Here is a 17,109-nt window from a genome sequence, read left to right as displayed (position 1 = left end):
TGGTTCACTCACTTTTCCTGTTTCTTATGATAAAATCCGCTATTAGAGAAACGGTCTTGTCAAATTCTGTTTTGAAATCATGCTCCCAGATTCGTAGTATTTTCCATTCGGAACTTACATAGTGTCCAGTGACCTTTTTATCTCTTTCTACATTCCCCAACAGCTTTTTCTTCCAAAATTCCCGGTTATTCTTTGGGATATTGGAGTGAAGGGGACATTGATGCCAAAAACAGGAATCAATAAAGATAACCAGTTTATATTTTTTTATACTTATATCGGGCTTTCCGGGTAATGATTTATCATTTCTTCGGAATCTCAACCCTTTTTTCCAAAGCTCCGATGCCACCCTGTTCTCCAGTTTAGAAACCGACTTTATACCAGCCATCATCTCGCTTCGTTTTTCCTTAGAAACAACATCGGACATTCTGCACCCCCAAATCTATGAAAGAGGCTTTCATTCGTCAAAGGTAACGGCAAGAAAAAACTCCTTAATTATTTAAAGCCTTTCTTTTAATCTGTCGTATTCGTTTCCTTGTAACTCCACATAATGGGCTGCCTTTTGCAAAGTTCGCTCTTTGTCATCATTAAATCCAAATATTAGACGATAAACTTCTCTTATCTATCGGTGAGACAACCCATGTGATAGTCAAGCTTATCTCTTAAATCATTCAATATAATATTATCATTAAGTTCTCCGAGCTCGAAAAAAAATCCGAATCTTGTTCCTTCTAAATCACATAATGCGTTCAACACCGTCATTAACATTTGGCAACTTGATCCTCAAAATAAGGACAGAAATTCGGTTTAGCTATAAAAATATTCAAATTAAACCATTACCCTAGTATTTAACTAATTCGCCCGCCTGTTCAAGAGCAAAAAAATGTCTGGAGACTTTCCTTGCAGTTTCACCCTCAATTCTCAAACCTAATTCGATATTGGAACCCATGCCATGATAGGTCATGTTTGCGGACCCAATATATAACTCGATATTATCTACTATTAAAAGCTTGGCATGAAGACTCGCCAAGGGGTCGTCAGCGTTTCCAATCCATTTCAGCATTGTAGGTTTTGGAATATTATCCTTCCAGTTTGCCAGAAACTCTTTAATATTGCTGCCATTATCATGTAATGCAATCCTTACACTGCATCCCCTGAGGATGGCAGCAGCAAGAGCATCCAAAATACTAAGTGTCCTGTCATTAGCTGTAAAACTATAGCCCACTAAAAAGATTTCCCTTCTTGCACGTTCAATCATCTCTTTAATGAGTGCATAGTTGCTTCTAGCTAAAGACATGGGGTTAGTAAATGGACCAGACCATGCGAGTTCCACTTCTGGAATACTCATTTCCATATTCCTTTTAGTATGCATAGCCGAGTGAAAAATTAAAATAATCACATCCGGATGTAATTCTTGCTTTCTCCACTGAGATATTAAATCCTGAATTAATGGCAGTGGGACGTTGGCAGGAAGTGTTGCTCTTTTCCATTCAGCCAGACTGGTATATTGATCGATTTCTCCACTCCTGATGTAGTGGACTATTCTCTCAAGATCAGCTAAAGAGCAGGAACATGTAATGGAAGAAATAGATTTTGCAATGGATTCGCTCTGCATTTTACCCTCTATTCAAAGTAGGCCAGTTCCGTTTCCGAAACAGTAGGAACCAGAAAGGCTCGATCTAGAAAACGATTTGACTTTTCACACGATGTTTCTGCGGCAAGCTGACACGCATGACAGGCAGCACCATTCAAGTCACCAATAGCATGTGGTTTATGTTCGGAACATAATGGGTCACCGGAACAAAAACGAGCCTCCTGAAGAGCACTCCAGAGTATCTCCTCAAACCTATCTTTCTTACCCAGTTCGACCAATCCCCCCAGACTGCCCTCCGAATCCGGTGTAGCTGTATATATAAGAATTCCTGCCATTCTTTCTGTATCGGTATTTCTGGAATATATCCTTTCCCTCAAAGAAGTTGCGGAGTATCCAGAATCCATGCATAATTGCCTCATTAATGCGTGCGAAAGGGTATGGAGAAGTACATATCTGGGTTCAGGACCTCCGGGGTACTCCATGTTTCTATCATCACAATATTGTCTGAACGCCTCTGCCATTGGGATCTGGTTGTTATTAAATTTTTCTTCCCATATTTTCAATGTATCTTCGTTTAAAGTTATGAATATCCCTTCTCCTTTTGTAATGATTCCGGGTCTCCAATTAAGATAATCCTTCTTGCTCAATGACGCCTTATACGAAGCCTTTGTCGTTTCACTGTCTGCTTTTTCAATGTTATCCGGCAGGACTTCAATTCGGCTAAATCCATCCAGGACTCTAACCTCTGTTAATCTTCTAACCATGATAATATTGGATAACTTATCTTTATACCGTTCCGGCACTTCCTGCTCTTCTATCTCAAAATCGTGTTTGGCATTCATGGATGTTCCCTTCAACAAAGCTTCCCATTCAGGATAATACAAATCCTGATCCACTCCTTCTCCGAGTGATCGCTGTTTTTGCAGGGCACTCCATACATCATCGACATTTTTATCCTCGAACTCTCCAAATACCCCCAATTCAATGAGCATTTGAAGCTTTTCCTTGCTCTCTACTTTGGATAGACGATCCATTACACCTGCAACATCCTGATGTATTGGACTTGAATAAGGAGGTATGGAAAGTGCACTTACCACTACAGGAAAATAAAGATTGGAAGCACCTCTGAGCAAAGCTCTCTGTTCTTCCTCACAAGGTTGGGTGTCCCAAGGACCCAGCCAGTTCCTGTGCCCCAGGCATTTTCCCAAACCTTTACCCATAAAAGCTTCATCAAGCGAACGTTTTTGGCCACATCCCCTGCACTCAACTTCCACGTCGGAGATTGAACCTGTAGCACCCTTGTCATTCAGGTATAACATATCCTTGCACTTTTCTGATTTGTCCTCCTTGTGTACATAGAAATCCCATGGAAAATCATCAATATGTCCCGCAGAGCAGGCTACAATAAAACGTGCAGGAAAAACCTTTGTTAGTCCATTTTTCTTGTCACACAGACAATAACTTACATTTTCATTTTCATTCTTGAAAAAGTTTTTTGCGAGTGACAGCTTTCTGCATTTTGGGCAAACAAGGAATCGGGGGAAACGGTAGGCCGGAAGCGTCCCCTGCCGTGTCTCATTTTTACTCTCCACCACAGGAGGTGTGTAAATCTTTTGAATACCCAGTTTCCGTGTTAATCTCGGTTCATTTATCGGAACACATTGTCTCAGATTCCAGTCATCTACCCCAGCGATTATGATTGAAAAGTCTGGCAAATCCATGATAGCCCCAGGGCCAAATGTAGATACAAGCTGGCTGTTTCTAACTTCTCCTATTTTCCCGTTCATGAGCCTACTCCTTTAATAAATATATTCCAACTGATGACTCCACGTCTCTCATGGAATTAGGAATTGAAAATGTTGAAGCAGGGGCCTTTTCCCCTAATGGATACAACAATTTCTCCTTACCTCCGGTATATGTCAGACTTGTCCCGAAAGTTTTGGATTCCCACTTGTCCATCAAGGACTTTAAATGTTCTTCCACTTCATCTTCACGTTGTAATCCCATATTCTCAAGCCGCTTCCTCATAAATTCCATAATGCTTTCAATATACGCTGCATTGGACCTGAATTTCTTGGCAGTTTCTCTTTTGGAAAGTTTATATTCGGACAATCTTGTCATTGAAACAAGAACTGCTGAAAGGGCTCTATCACGTGCCCGGGATGAAAAAGGGGTAACGCTAATTGCCTCCACATATCGGTATAATGCAGCATGATATGAGCCAAAACGCTCGTAATGTGATACATCCCTTGGCCTCGCCCAGTTATAAACCGTAATGACCAAGCCTGGATGTTCGCGCCCCACACGGCTTGTAGCCTGGATATATTCTGCAGTTGTTTTAGGTTGTCCCGTCACTACCATCAGGCCCAAACGACTAACATCAACCCCTACGGATATCATGTTGCTGGCAAATACAACGTCAACAGGATTAACATGATTTGGAGAGTCCACATGGAAGGGCTGCTCCAGCCTTTGAAGCAATGCCGGAATCTGTGATGAATTCACCCGGCTTGTAAGTTCGGGTACATTCTCCTTAAGTTTACGATCGACAAATTGATATTTCTGTCCGCGATTGGAAGATGATAATACACTCATTCTGCTTCTTACGTCATCTTCAATTAATCTAACAGCTCCTCCCAGTTCTCTCAAACTATTAAAATAACCAACAAGTGTTTGGTAAGGATCAAGATCATCATCCAAATGCTTCATTGCCCCGGTTGATGAAAGTAAAGCTGCATACACCCGAACCAAAGCAGTTTTAACGCTTCGACCAGGAGCAAATATCCCCACGTAGGTTCGCCCTGGTGTTCCTTTAATTGGTTGCTCTACTGCAAAGTAAGATTGGCCGGAATCCAAAGCAGGACTTGGAAAAATGGAAAGTGTTCTTGCAAAGAGTGACTGGATCTGTTCTTTCGCGCGCCGAATCGTGGCTGTCGATGCTACAACCTTCGGTGTTACTTCCACTCCGTTCCTTATTCCACTGCATAGATAATCTATAGCTGTTTCATACAGACCCACCATTGTTCCCAAAGGCCCTGAAATTAAGTGCAATTCATCCTGGATAACTAGTTCCGGAGGAAGTAACTCACGTTGATCCATGGAATCACCTGTTATTGTACTTGTTTTCAAAACATCTTTTATCCATCCTTGAGTGTTTGGAGCAGCCCCTTCAGAAACAAATCCCCAAGGCTGAATTTGACCTTTAACTTTTCCAAATAGTGACTGGGTTTCTCCAACCCATGGCAGTCGGGCAAATTTATCAACAGTTCCAATTAAAAGCGTTGGTAACAATCTATATATTTCCTCGTCAGTAACCACAGCCGGAATCCCTTCTGGATTTATCAAACGGTGAAACTCGCATTCACGTCTTGAACATCCGATTAAAATTCTCCTATTTTTCTTATCAAGAAAATAGTTTCTACGACTGTGCAGTTCCGAACCACACCACGGACATGAAACCAACTGAACGGGAGTCGGTGCTCCAGGGCTTGGTTGTTTATTTTCCATTAGCTCTACACTTTCATCGAAATCATTCGGGGTGTTTTTGCCACCCACCCATAATCCAATTCTGAAGGGCTCTTCCCCCCAGGAATCCTTGTCCTGTAATCGTTCCATTTCGCATGCACAGATTAAGGTTGCTGCTCTTTGGAATTGCTGGATGGTCAATAGCCTCAGGGTGTAGCGCATAAGGATGGTTACACCAGCATCTCCACGCTTTCCATTTTGCTCTTTTCGAAGTCTTCTCAGGGCCATTACAAATGCCGACAACCCGAGATATGCCTCCGTTTTACCACCACCTGTCGGAAACCACAGCAAATCAGCAACTTTTCTGTCATCATGGTCGGGTTCAACGATGCCCGTAAGGGACTGCAAAATAAATGCGATCTGGAACGGCCTCCATTGAGTACGTATTCCCTTTGGTTCCTCGGACCAATTTTTGGATTTGCTTGCTTTTCGTGCCCAAATACTCTGTATTCGTTGTTTTGACATGACCCTATTGGCAAAGCAAAACGCTCTGAATACCTCTCTGTCCCTCCCTTCATCCCTTATTAAGCCAAGTCCCTTTCTCATGCGCTTCAGGGACTCCTTGCACAATTGCAAATGTTCCTCCCCCGTATTATATTGCTCCTCATCGAGGTCAATTTTTATCGTCTCCAGGATATCGCCTTGTTCCTCAATCCATTCTTCGTATTCATCGAGCATCGGGTTAAGACAATTATAGATTTCATCACCATTCCTTGCTTTCGATATCTCCTTCATATCAAGCGATCCTTTCCCCAGCCCGTCATGGGGGATAACATGCGGAATTTCATATACAGGTATGATTTTGGTAAACAGACTGCCAACGAGTTCTTCATCATTAGAGAAATCATTCCAGTCAACGGCAACACCATGCCCTACTGCGAAAACACGCTGTTTTCTATACAGCAAATTATCTGCCGCTACGTCGGGAGCCTGATAGCCCCGGTCCATGTTTAATTTCCTTACCGAGAATGGATATTCGCATCCATATCCCTTTACTTTTAACAGAGGCTGATAAAGACAAAATGCATCCTTGAGAGTTTCCGGTTTCTCTCTGCGATTCACCAAAAATAAGCTGACCGCCAATTTTCCTGATCCATCTTTGAGAGGACGAGCAAGCCATTCAAGATTAACCTCTCCCATACCGTCCGATTTCAGTGCAAGTATGCGCCTCAAACCATCAGCCGGCAGTAAATCAATTGTCTTTTGGTCCCTAATGGGAGTTCTTTTCCAAGGTGACCTTTTCTTCTCACCCAGCTTAAAGTACTCGCCCCATTCATAGAACACGCGAATCTTCTCCTGACCGGCTTCAACAACAAAAGACAAACCTATTGAAGAAGGCTTCATGGCCTGCATTAAAGGTGCAATAGCATCAAGTATGTCATTGCCATCTTCATTGTCATCCGTCTCTGTCTTTTCATCGTCTTCCTTTTCCATCAAGGTGCCATTAGGCCATAATATACCGGTCAAATATCTCTGGGAAGGAGATTCCCCGATCTCCTCATCTTTATAATTTGGTCCTACCAACTCCAATGCCAATCGATCTATTAATTCATTACGAATATTAACCTTTTCCTGTTCTCCCATAAATATCACTCCCTATGGAATTATTATACTTTAATATTTCATTAAAGTAGGAATAAAGTCCTTTAATGTCGAACTATATTCTGAAATTATATTATTGGAGGATGCAGCATTTGACTCTTGATACTTTAATATCCCGATTCAACAAAGAGCAACAGGAAGTAATAAAGGCCCCTTTGGGAAGCTTGGCAATTAATGCAGCTGCTGGAACGGGTAAGACCAGTACTTTAGCAGCACGCATATTATATTTGCAACTTGAAATGAACATATCTGCTGATTCAATTATAGCCTTATCTTTCTCTAGAACTGCACGAAGTCGATTATTGCAAAAGCTTGAAGAATTTTGTATGGAAATTGGTATAGGTAGCATCGTACCCGTATATACATTTCATGGATTGTCATATCGTATATTAAGATTGGCAATTGAATGTAATGAAACTTGGCTTCGTCCAAATTTCAGGCTGATAGAAGGCAATGAGATAATGAATAATAATTTTGATTATCTTTTCGATAAACTGGAGAGCGCAAAAAAAGTCCCTATTGATTGTTGCCTCAAGATATTGGATGAACTTCGACAAGGTTCAAATGACATGGATTGCCTTACAAAACCTGATGAACTACCTTCCAATCAGCACATATGCTGGACTGACGGTAGTAGAAACTTTAATATCGAGACCGATGATCTAAAGAAGCTATGGGCGAGATATAATAACCGGCTTCAAGTTAACAACTGCATAGATTATTGTGGTTTGATTACCGAAGCCATTCGTGTACTCGGAAACTCAGGTGAACAAACATTAAAACGATTGAGAAACGGACTGAAATATATTTTGGTGGATGAGTATCAGGATACATCGCGCGCACAAGAATCATTATTGTTTTCTATTTCCCGGAATGATATTTGCCTTAATGTTGTAGGCGATGCTGGACAAACCATTTATACGTTTAATGGTTCAAGCATATCAAATATTCTGAACTTTGAAGATCGAGCGAGATCTGTTGCCCAAAAAACTCTACCAACCACTTCTCTTATAAGAAACTATCGATCAACCGAGAATATCATAAGGGTTGCAAATCGAATAAATTTGATGAGTGAAATACCCAACAAACTGATACCTGAATTGAAACTTGTTAATGAGGCGGTAAAGTTGATCCATGCACCATCTCTTCAACTTGCAGGTGATTATATTGCATCTGAAGTCTCAACTCTATTCGAAAATAGTGACATTACGCCACAGGAGATTTGTGTGTTGGTCAGAAAGAACACAGAGCATTCTCCCCAAGGAACCATTGTGATGGAAGCCTTAAATGCTCATAATTTGTCTGCGAACGTGATAAGGGATTCCGATGTTGATCACAAACGTGAAATACGCAATTATATTTCTCAAATCTGCATGAGCCCCGACTACTATGGAATGACCATTGTCGAGTTTATTAAGGCAGATACACATCGCTTACTTACCGATATTCCAGAAGGCATTCTATCTGAAGATATCAGAGATGAAATTACGGAATTTCAGAAAATGGGACTTGAATTCTGCTTTGAAATATCGGAAGAGATATATAATACCATCGAATCAGGGAACGAGCCCGAACCGAGTACACTGGATGCAAATATACAGATTCGGACAATTCATTCAGCCAAAGGAGAAGAGTTTAAAGTTGTCTTTCTTTTGTATCTCGGTGACAGAACATTTCCAAATGGAAGTTCTCCAGATATAGACGAGGAAAGAAGATTGCTTTACGTAGGTTTAACCCGTGCCAAGGAAAAGCTTTATGTAATTGGGCACCCAGGAATACACTTTGATAGTTTTTTTGATGAGTGTATGGGGGAAGGTACGGAGTTGATAGAACACTATGAGTTTAACGGTTTTACACCGACTTCCACAGATGACGACAAGATACTCGAATTGGGCGACATAGAGCTTATTAATAATGCGAAAAAGCTCCAGGAAAAAGCGGAACAGAAGTATAAAACCGAGGTGCTAAATTTTTTTGGAGATGATTTCTAAAATCAAGCTGACAAGGAGAATAAAACATGGCACTAAAACTAATTAAATTAACGGAAGAACAAGAGAAGTGCGTGCAGTTTACTCCAAAGGGAGAGTTGTTGATAAGGGGTATTCCGGGTGCGGGAAAAACGACAATTCTTCTTGAAAGAGCGAACTATCTTAACAAGATAGAGTCTAATGAAGGAGAACGAAATGTTTTATTTTTAACTTTTAATCGGGCTTTATCTACCTATTTAAGACAACTTGCTAAAAAGGCAACAACACAAACGCCTGTTGAAGCATTAACCTTTCATACTTGGGGAGCGCAGATTCTAAAAGAGATTGGAGCCTTGAACACCAGAAATATTGCTGGAAAAGAACAAGAGAAAATGATTGCTTACGCAAAAAGGACAGTCGCAAAATACGGAGACCCCACCTTTCCAAACATTAAAGCAAAAACACCAAAGGTGACCGAATACCAATTAATAAAGTTTCTTAAGGAGGAAGTATCCTGGATTAAGAACAACAACATGAATGAGAGAGAGAAGTATTTAAGTTGTGCTCGTACAGGACGGGGAAATCAAATTCAGGTTACTAAATTGCATCGTGAATCCATTTTTGATGTTTATGAGAAATACCAGTCCATACTAACAAGCAAAAACGCACATGATTTTGATGATATTGCCATTCTGTTACTGATACATGAACGCGAAATCACTGTTGATCGGAGACCGTTACATGTACTCATCGATGAAGCACAAGACCTGTCTCCTGCGCAATTAAAGGTCGTCAAGTTGCTTGCTGTTAAGAGTCTTACAATTGCAGCCGACAAAGGACAACAAATATATAGAAGATCTTTTACTTGGAAAAGTGTGGATATTGATATAAAAGGGACACGAAGTAAAATACTTAATAAAAGCTTTCGCTCCACCAAACAAATTATTCAACTTGCGAAAAGTTTGCAGGCTCACGATAAGACACTGTTAAACGATTCAGAATTTCTGCCATCCACAGATCCGGATATTAAGGGGCCAGTTCCAGAATTAAGCAGGGTTAGCTCAACTGCCGATGAAAAAAAGCAGCTTATAAAAAAAATTAAAGAGCTTATTACAGAATTCCCTACGGATACAATTGGAGTGATTGCACATTCAAATGACCGATTGGATGATATTGCACTTGCCTTAGCCAAAGTAAACATTGCTGCAATAAAAATAAAGTCGGATGAGGCCGATTTTCTAACTCAGGGTGTTAAACTTGTTTCGTTTCATTCATCCAAAGGCTTGGAATTCGATCATGTCATCGTAACCGGTCTTCAGGATGGCAAACTTCCTATCAAACTATCAGATCCAGGTGATGATCCCGATGCTCACGTAGCGACCGAACGTCGCAAGCTGTATGTGGCCATGACTCGTGCCCGATTGACGCTTTCCCTTATTGCTGTTACTCCAATTTCCCAGTTTGTCGGGGAACTGGATAACGATCTTTATAAGATAGTTTAAAATTTTAAAAAAATTACCGGTATTTCCTGCTTTCATAAACCTAATTCCGCATATTGGTTAACTACACATTGTAAATTTAAGATTATATATACCCTACTTTGAGTTAATGCTGGTTAAACACCAATGAGTAGGGATTCTAATTCAGCGAGGGTAGACTGAATAATGGAAAACATCAGCGTTTCTTGTCTGAGAACACGTGTACTTGTGTGAGCATATGAATTCTTTAAGAGCGCTTATATAATAAGAGCTTAGAAAAGTTGACTCAAAGCAACGTTAGAGTATTGATATACTCATTGATCCAATGGAGAAGTAACTTCGTTCTGCCAGTGCAACTTGAACATGTCCGCTGCTTTTCCCGCAGTCATCGTCATGAGGTTTGGTCACTACACAAATCTCATGACTTCAGGATCTCGGAACCTCCACGCCGTCCGAAGCTGGCTTATGAGGGGCGCACGTTGGAATTTTAACTGGAATAATCCTGAGCATTCACGAATAACGGATGCCTCTTTTCAGAGTAGTCAGTTGGTGTTTTATTTATCAAAATCAATTCTTAAAGTTTTTTCTATATAATTAATATGAATGATAAATTATTTATACTTGAAGAAATGGTTCTCATATATTTGGCACTTGAAATTGAATAAAAGGAATTTTCATCCTAAACCAACACTCTCTCCTTATAAGGTCCCAAATGGTTTTCCCTTACTATTTATGCGCTTCTAAGTAACGGTTAATTTCAACTTGGATAATTTCCCTTATTTTTTTTGCATTTCCCTGAAGGCCATAATAACTAATTCCCAAATATGAACTCACCCGTATAAGGTTGAGTTTCCCTTGAGTTTGATGCACGTAATGTACAGCCTTTTTAACCTCTAGTTCTTTTCGCTTCAAATAAGCCTTTTGATGCTTCCTCTTGTTTTCCAATACTTCCTCTGAAATTCTTTTCGCAAAAAGCGGGAATTTTTGCGTAATATATTTCTGGCTTCTTCCAAGATAGCGAAAAACATATTGAGAGAGTAACGGCATCTCCTCTTCATCCATTTGTTTTTTGTACACACAAAATTTTCGTTCAAGCTCCCCTTGCTCTACTTCTAAACGGGAGCGCTTTTGTTGTGCAAATAAAGTATGGATTTTTCCAGATAAACCTTTATCGTATATAGTTTTATCTGAGCAACCTGCTAGATCGGCAACTGCTATAATTGAGAGTTTTAATTTATCATTAGTAGATAAATCTTCTAAAGCTCGTTTAATCTTTGCTTCAAGCTTTTCTTTTTGCTTGGATTTGTTCATTACTTTTACTGACTGAATGAATAGTTTGTCATAATTCACATCTTTATCTGCTGAATAATAACAAAATTCCATCCAGGTCCATCCATATACTCTTTTTGCTTTTTTGTATATTGTCACATAACTGGAAAAATAGGTTCCACCTAGTTCCCTGAATATCTCTACCAAATTGGATGGAACATGTTTTGGTGTATGAGTACGGCAAAGATCCTTATTAAGTAATTGTTGTTGAACCATATAACCTAGATATTCCCCACTCCTTTGTACAGTAATTCCTATCTTCTTAGCCACTTGAGACCTCGTATATCCACTATTAAATAATGGTCTCATTATATTCCAAAGGTTATATATACGATCATCAATCTCATTCCATTGTTTTGTCTCAGGATGTATAGCATATTTCATGAAACATCTGGAGCAAGCAAATACTTTTTTATATTTGACACCGTTTTTCATAATCGATTTACGGACACCAGCAAATGTTCCATTTAGCTCCTTTATACCCTTGTTAGTTTCAAAAAACTCACACCAAGGTGATTTACAAACGCCAATATTGCTATCACCTGTTTGCTCTGAAGAAAAAAATGACTTCACAAAAGTTTCTGGAACTCTGATTTTAAAATATTCCCTTAAGTTTAATTCAAGTGCTCTGGATACCTTTAATATGTCTTGTAATTTCACTCTTGAAAAAGATTGCCTATTACGAATAAGCGAAGCAAATCTCTTAATACGATCCAAATTAAAGAAACGAATGTTTCTTTGATTAAAAACTGAAATATTAACGTCTTTCAGAGATGTATATAAAATCAAACAAGCCAGACTTTGCTCGTTATTCAGACCTGGAATGTTCATATTAATACTTTCTTTATTTTCCATTAAATATTTCCAATCTTCATATTTCCTTTGCTGCTCCTTAATATAATTTAGATCATTGACTTCCTTTGCTTTCTTGCAAATAGAGGATTGGCAAGATGAACATTTCAGAGTTACCATATCTTTTGTTACATAGTTGAATTTATTACCACATTGCACACAATTGCTTTCCAGAACAACAAGATGTTCATTGCAAATTTCCAGCTCTGATACTTGCCAAATTAGTTTAAAGACTTTATTGGAGTTAATACAGATTGGGCAAAATTTGCGCCTATCCAAGACCAGTTCTCTCCTTAAATTTTGAAAATCTCTTACTTCAAGCCCGAGATTCGATACAAACTTGTTTAAAACAGGATTGAAGGTTAAAGATACCAGGTGTTTGTTTTCTACTCCTAAGAGATAGCACATTTTATCAATATCATAACATTGAGGTAACCAATCAAATTGATGCATAAATTCTGATGCCACAAGATAATCTCTTTTCGTATTAGCATATTTCCGAATATTTAAATATGATATACCATTGCTTTCTGCTACACGAACAATAAAGCTACTCAAAGATTCCCCCTTCTTTGGCTTTGGCCTTATTGAAAGGCGTATCTCGTCCTCAGATTTATTAATAATGATAGTAACCCCCAGTTGGACTAGCTAGATGATTTAATTCCTCGAACAAAATTTAAATTGGCCTAAATTAGTTTATAAACGTTAATTAAGATGTGTGCCTTCTTAATTCATCATTTAAATAATCGATTCTGATTTTGAGAGTAATAATGAATAATTAAGACTAGCCAGAAGTCAACTCTCTAAGAAAGACTTTGTTAAATGATAATCGCCTCTATTCTTCGCTTTTATCAATCTTCAGTTCTTTCCAATTTAACTTTTTTGTATGCTTTATACAGAAAGTATTTTATTTTTCAAACAAATCCTAATTTGTAATATTTCTCAATGAACTTATTTATTCCAAAAAAGTTATTTGGATGATATTTTATAATTTATTTTTTTCACTAAATGTTTGTTCTCTGGCTTTATTTTGTTCAGCTTCAATTTGTTTTGCAACTCGATCACTATATTCTCTGCGCTCTTGTTTACTCATATTTTTTAATTTTTTCATACGATCAGCAATTTCTATTTTGTATCCATCCGGATCAGGTTGCTTTTTCATTTTAAACCCTCCCCAAGACTCAGCTTCATTCCAAGCCAGTTGTAGTTGATATGCTACTTCATCGGCAAGCTCTTTATTCGGAAGTTCGATTATTATTTCTTCCATAACTCCATCTGTAACTACAACATAGAATCGGGATTCCTTAATAGTTGAACGATACAATTGAACTCACCTTTCAGAAATCGTTTTATTTTTGTAATTTAACATGCTTATCACTCTTTGAATTACACTTTAAGTCGAAACTATGTTCCTCTAGCACCGTCATTTGTGATAAAAAGGTACAATTGTTTAAGTATCCATACGTAATTTGTAACTAATATATTTACTAACCTCGGGAGCTATACTTAATAGATATGATTGTTTTATACCTATGAAGTCATAAATATCTTTTGAGAGTATCGCCTCCCCGGCATGTTCTTGACAGTAAGAATTTATAATATCAAATAACGCGGCTACTTTTTTATCTAAACGCTTTTTTTGTTGAAATATTTTGGCTTCTTTAATACGATCATGTGCTACCTTCCACTTGCGTATTGTGTTTTGAGAAATCCCAATTCTTTTAGAAATTCCTCTGATTGTAATATCCTCATTTATTTCTAATAGCTCATCAACTATGGCTTCCAATTCAACTATTATCTTTTCTCTTGATATCTTAGCATTCCCCTTCTTCTTTTGGCATAATTTCTCACGCATCACTTTAATGTGATAACGATAAATAAGAAAATGATCATTTGATTCCCAGCATTCCCACTTTTCGATTTCCGAAAAACCAATATTATCTCGTATAGCAGTTGTTACTCGTTCAATGAAGGAGCTTTCAATTTTAACATTCACATGTTTATCTAGCGTCCGCGACCTAAAGTACGCAATAATACGACGGCATTTTGAAATGGACAATCGGATTTCTTTTGATAACTCCGTTAGTGAATGTCCGTTTGTTATCCCACTGTATCCTTGTATAAAATAATATTTTTCTATCTGCTCTCCTCTATTATTAAAAGCATATTCACATCCACACTCAAAACAAGCAAGATGATTTCTTAGCACTTGTCCACTTTTTAACTTTTTATAGTCGGTCCCTGTTTTCACCAAGGAACCGCTCTTTTGGAAGCTAACACACCAAGGAGCTAGACAGTGAGGTTCAGTTCTCTTTCTCCCATCATTATTTAACAGTCCCCCCAGGAATTGAGGGGGCAGCTCAATGTTCAATAGACTACTTGGAAGTTTATTCTTCAAGTACAAAATTTCCAATATTTTTTTCACATGAAGATTTCGATGCTGTTTCTGAGTATTTCTTGCGTACTGTAACAATCCTTGAAAATGAATACCATGAAGATCGCAAATTCGACTTAAAGCCACCGGATCATATGTAGAATTTTCATCATTAAGGATGTATATAAGCTTTTGCACCACCAGATCAGAGCTTAAGAAATAATTGCTCCTGGTTAATAACTCGTCCCATGCTTTGCTTAACCAACGTTGATAATGATTATGCTCAATGTTTTTAGCAGTTCCAATTCCTCCACTTCCTAAGTTTTCGTGACAACATGAGCAACAATTTGACGTCTGGAATATGCTAAGTTCGATGTCTCCACCACAACGGTTACAATGATTTAATAAGATGCACTGATGTTTCAAACATGAGTCTACTCCGTCAATTTTCCATTTTAATGGAATGTAGTATTTCTCGTTTAAACAATAAGGGCAGTAATAAAGGCTAGTTCGTATCATGCCATTTATAAACCGAGAATGCATTATTTTTTTACTATGACAATATTTCTTTAACACATAATAGAAGGTCATTTCGAGTAAAGATTCAACAGGTACTTTTGTTAAATTTGAAAGTAAATTAATATTAAGAATTGACATAGGAGAATAATCAATCAAGTGTAAGTCAAATCTCTGTGGAGTTTCCCAATGCTTAGATTTTATGAAGTTCCAAAGTGTGAGTAATTCAGAGCCGTTAGCTACAGCAAATCGCCTCATAAAACTCGTTAATCCTTCCCCTATTTGTGGTTTTAAGCGAACAGTGAACATTTGTTTCCCCCCTTAAAAAATTAAGAACTCTCAAAATAATGAGAGTCCCATGATGAATTACTTGCTGGTTTGAATTATTTGTGCTATTAAATCACTCGCTAGCGTTTTTGAGCCGCTTACCCCTTTTATGAATCGGAAGGGACCATCTACAGACCAATCTATATTTTTCATTTTTTTAACACCTTTAGTGATAAGATTAAAATCAATTTGCCTCTGCCGCTCCCCAACAGCCTTTGAAAAAAGTTCAGCCCCAGCTATTGCTAAAGCATTCAAACAAACAATATGAGTCAATCGATATTCTCTGTAGCTTGTCCATTCTTGGTTGAAGCGCTCTTTAATCTCATTAAAGTAAACGAGTGTCAACATAAGTTTTTCATCTTTAGTCAAGTTAGCTACATGAGTAGGCTTCGTTAGTAGTTCAAGTACTTTATATAAATTTTGAAGCGTAACATGACGACCCGTACTTCTTTTACCCGTTAGTGTACTCATAAAATGAAATGGACTATCTCCTCTTGTTATGAGTTCCGTTGAAATCCAACTATTTTCATCGGTATTTCGATGTAAATATCTACTATGTGATTTACCTATTCCCTTAGCTCTGGTATTGATTATATCGAAAAGTTCTATTTCCTCTTCCTCATCCAAATAATGAAATGCTAGAAATGGAACACCAATTACAGAATGCGTATCCTGGGTGTATTGTTTAATTCCTCCTAATCGATGCTGACCATCAATCAGTGAGCCCTTATTTTTGCATAATAAACGCCCAAATGATGATCTTGACTTATCATAGGCCGAAAATTCCCAATTGGATTCAGCATTTAGAAGTATGGGAGGGAATAGAGCATTCTCTCCCTTGGAAAGATATATGGCAAAATCATTGCACTTTTTTCTATCTACAGGCCTCTGGTATCCTTTACCTGAAGGGTGGTCAAATGGTTTAACGTAAGTAATTTGCAAGGCTGATGTAGATGATACATTGCCAGAATAGGCAACCTTGCCTCGCATTTTATGTTGCAGAACATTTTCTATAACATATTGATGAGCCAATGACGCCATAATTGTATGCAGTCCTTTCGATATATTCATTTCGCCTTTATTTTAGAATATATATATCCTATTATCAAATGGAAATATGTAGTTTAACATTCTTCAACAACTAACCACTCTTGCCTACTCTTAAAGAGAGGTGGCTATATGTCCAACAACTATTTAGAAGTAGGCAAAAAAATAAGGCTGTACCGAAAAGCTAAAAATTATACACAAGAGGAACTTGGCGAGATCCTTCATATTGATCAATCTTATTTAGGGAGAATTGAAAGAGGAGAAATAAATATAACGCTGGAGACGTTAATAAAAATATCAGAAGCTCTAGATATTAAAGCTTATTTACTGTTAAAAAATGAAAAAAGCGATTGCGAGAGCTCAAAAACTGATGCCTTAAATAACATTGATATGCTCCTTCTTTCATTAAGTACTTCTGAACTACACATCATTCATAGAATGTTGAAAGAAGCCATTTCTTTAAAGAATGCATAAAATAAAAGCCCTTCCAAATCTTTGGAA

11 protein-coding genes are annotated in these 17,109 nt (G+C 38.1%); 3 read left to right on the top strand and 8 right to left on the bottom strand.

Going from position 1 to position 17,109, the window contains the following annotated elements; all coding sequences use genetic code 11:
- Positions 1-4 precede the first annotated feature (4 nt).
- From ACWA2B_RS08450 to drmA, 4 genes are all read right to left on the bottom strand, one after another.
- Positions 5-424, bottom strand: coding sequence for a very short patch repair endonuclease (locus ACWA2B_RS08450; protein ID WP_064797316.1), 420 nt, complete (start codon positions 422-424; stop codon positions 5-7).
- A 414-nt stretch (positions 425-838) separates the two neighbouring features.
- Positions 839-1,612, bottom strand: coding sequence for a phospholipase D-like domain-containing protein (locus ACWA2B_RS08445; RefSeq protein WP_449291909.1), 774 nt, complete (start codon positions 1,610-1,612; stop codon positions 839-841).
- A gap of 8 nt (positions 1,613-1,620) precedes the next feature.
- Entirely contained in the window at positions 1,621-3,378 is a 1,758-nt protein-coding gene (gene drmB / locus ACWA2B_RS08440; protein ID WP_449291908.1) for a DrmB family protein, read from the bottom strand.
- Positions 3,379-3,382: 4 nt separating this feature from the next.
- Positions 3,383-6,700, bottom strand: coding sequence for a DISARM system helicase DrmA (drmA, locus tag ACWA2B_RS08435; RefSeq protein ID WP_449291907.1), 3,318 nt, complete (start codon positions 6,698-6,700; stop codon positions 3,383-3,385).
- A gap of 110 nt (positions 6,701-6,810) precedes the next feature.
- On the opposite strand from drmA, the gene ACWA2B_RS08430 reads away from it, so the two are divergent.
- Together ACWA2B_RS08430 and ACWA2B_RS08425 are read left to right on the top strand one after the other, a co-directional pair.
- Positions 6,811-8,709 carry an ATP-dependent helicase gene (locus tag ACWA2B_RS08430; RefSeq protein ID WP_449291906.1) on the top strand — a complete coding sequence of 633 codons (1,899 nt, stop codon included), beginning with the start codon at positions 6,811-6,813 and terminating at the stop codon, positions 8,707-8,709.
- 26 nt (positions 8,710-8,735) lie between these two features.
- Positions 8,736-10,187 (top strand): UvrD-helicase domain-containing protein, encoded by a 1,452-nt coding sequence (locus ACWA2B_RS08425; protein WP_449291905.1) that lies wholly within the window; start codon positions 8,736-8,738, stop codon positions 10,185-10,187.
- A gap of 702 nt (positions 10,188-10,889) precedes the next feature.
- On the opposite strand, the gene ACWA2B_RS08420 is transcribed toward ACWA2B_RS08425, so the two are convergent.
- The 4 genes from ACWA2B_RS08420 to ACWA2B_RS08405 form a co-directional block, all read right to left on the bottom strand.
- Positions 10,890-12,932 carry a TniQ family protein gene (locus ACWA2B_RS08420; protein ID WP_449291963.1) on the bottom strand — a complete coding sequence of 681 codons (2,043 nt, stop codon included), beginning with the start codon at positions 12,930-12,932 and terminating at the stop codon, positions 10,890-10,892.
- Between the two features lie 397 nt (positions 12,933-13,329).
- Positions 13,330-13,611, bottom strand: coding sequence for a hypothetical protein (locus ACWA2B_RS08415; protein WP_449291904.1), 282 nt, complete (start codon positions 13,609-13,611; stop codon positions 13,330-13,332).
- Between the two features lie 183 nt (positions 13,612-13,794).
- On the bottom strand, positions 13,795-15,543 hold the full coding sequence (locus ACWA2B_RS08410) for a TniQ family protein (RefSeq protein WP_449291903.1): 1,749 nt from the start codon (positions 15,541-15,543) through the stop codon (positions 13,795-13,797).
- 57 nt (positions 15,544-15,600) lie between these two features.
- Positions 15,601-16,602 (bottom strand): DGQHR domain-containing protein, encoded by a 1,002-nt coding sequence (locus ACWA2B_RS08405; RefSeq protein ID WP_449291902.1) that lies wholly within the window; start codon positions 16,600-16,602, stop codon positions 15,601-15,603.
- 138 nt (positions 16,603-16,740) lie between these two features.
- Between ACWA2B_RS08405 and ACWA2B_RS08400 the strand changes: the two genes are divergently transcribed.
- Positions 16,741-17,082: a helix-turn-helix domain-containing protein gene (locus ACWA2B_RS08400; protein WP_449291901.1), complete on the top strand. Its 342-nt coding sequence runs from the start codon at positions 16,741-16,743 to the stop codon at positions 17,080-17,082.
- Positions 17,083-17,109: the final 27 nt, after the last annotated feature.

Source organism: Paenibacillus sp. CMM36, assembly GCF_053570945.1.
This window is presented reverse-complemented; position numbering and strand designations above follow the sequence as displayed.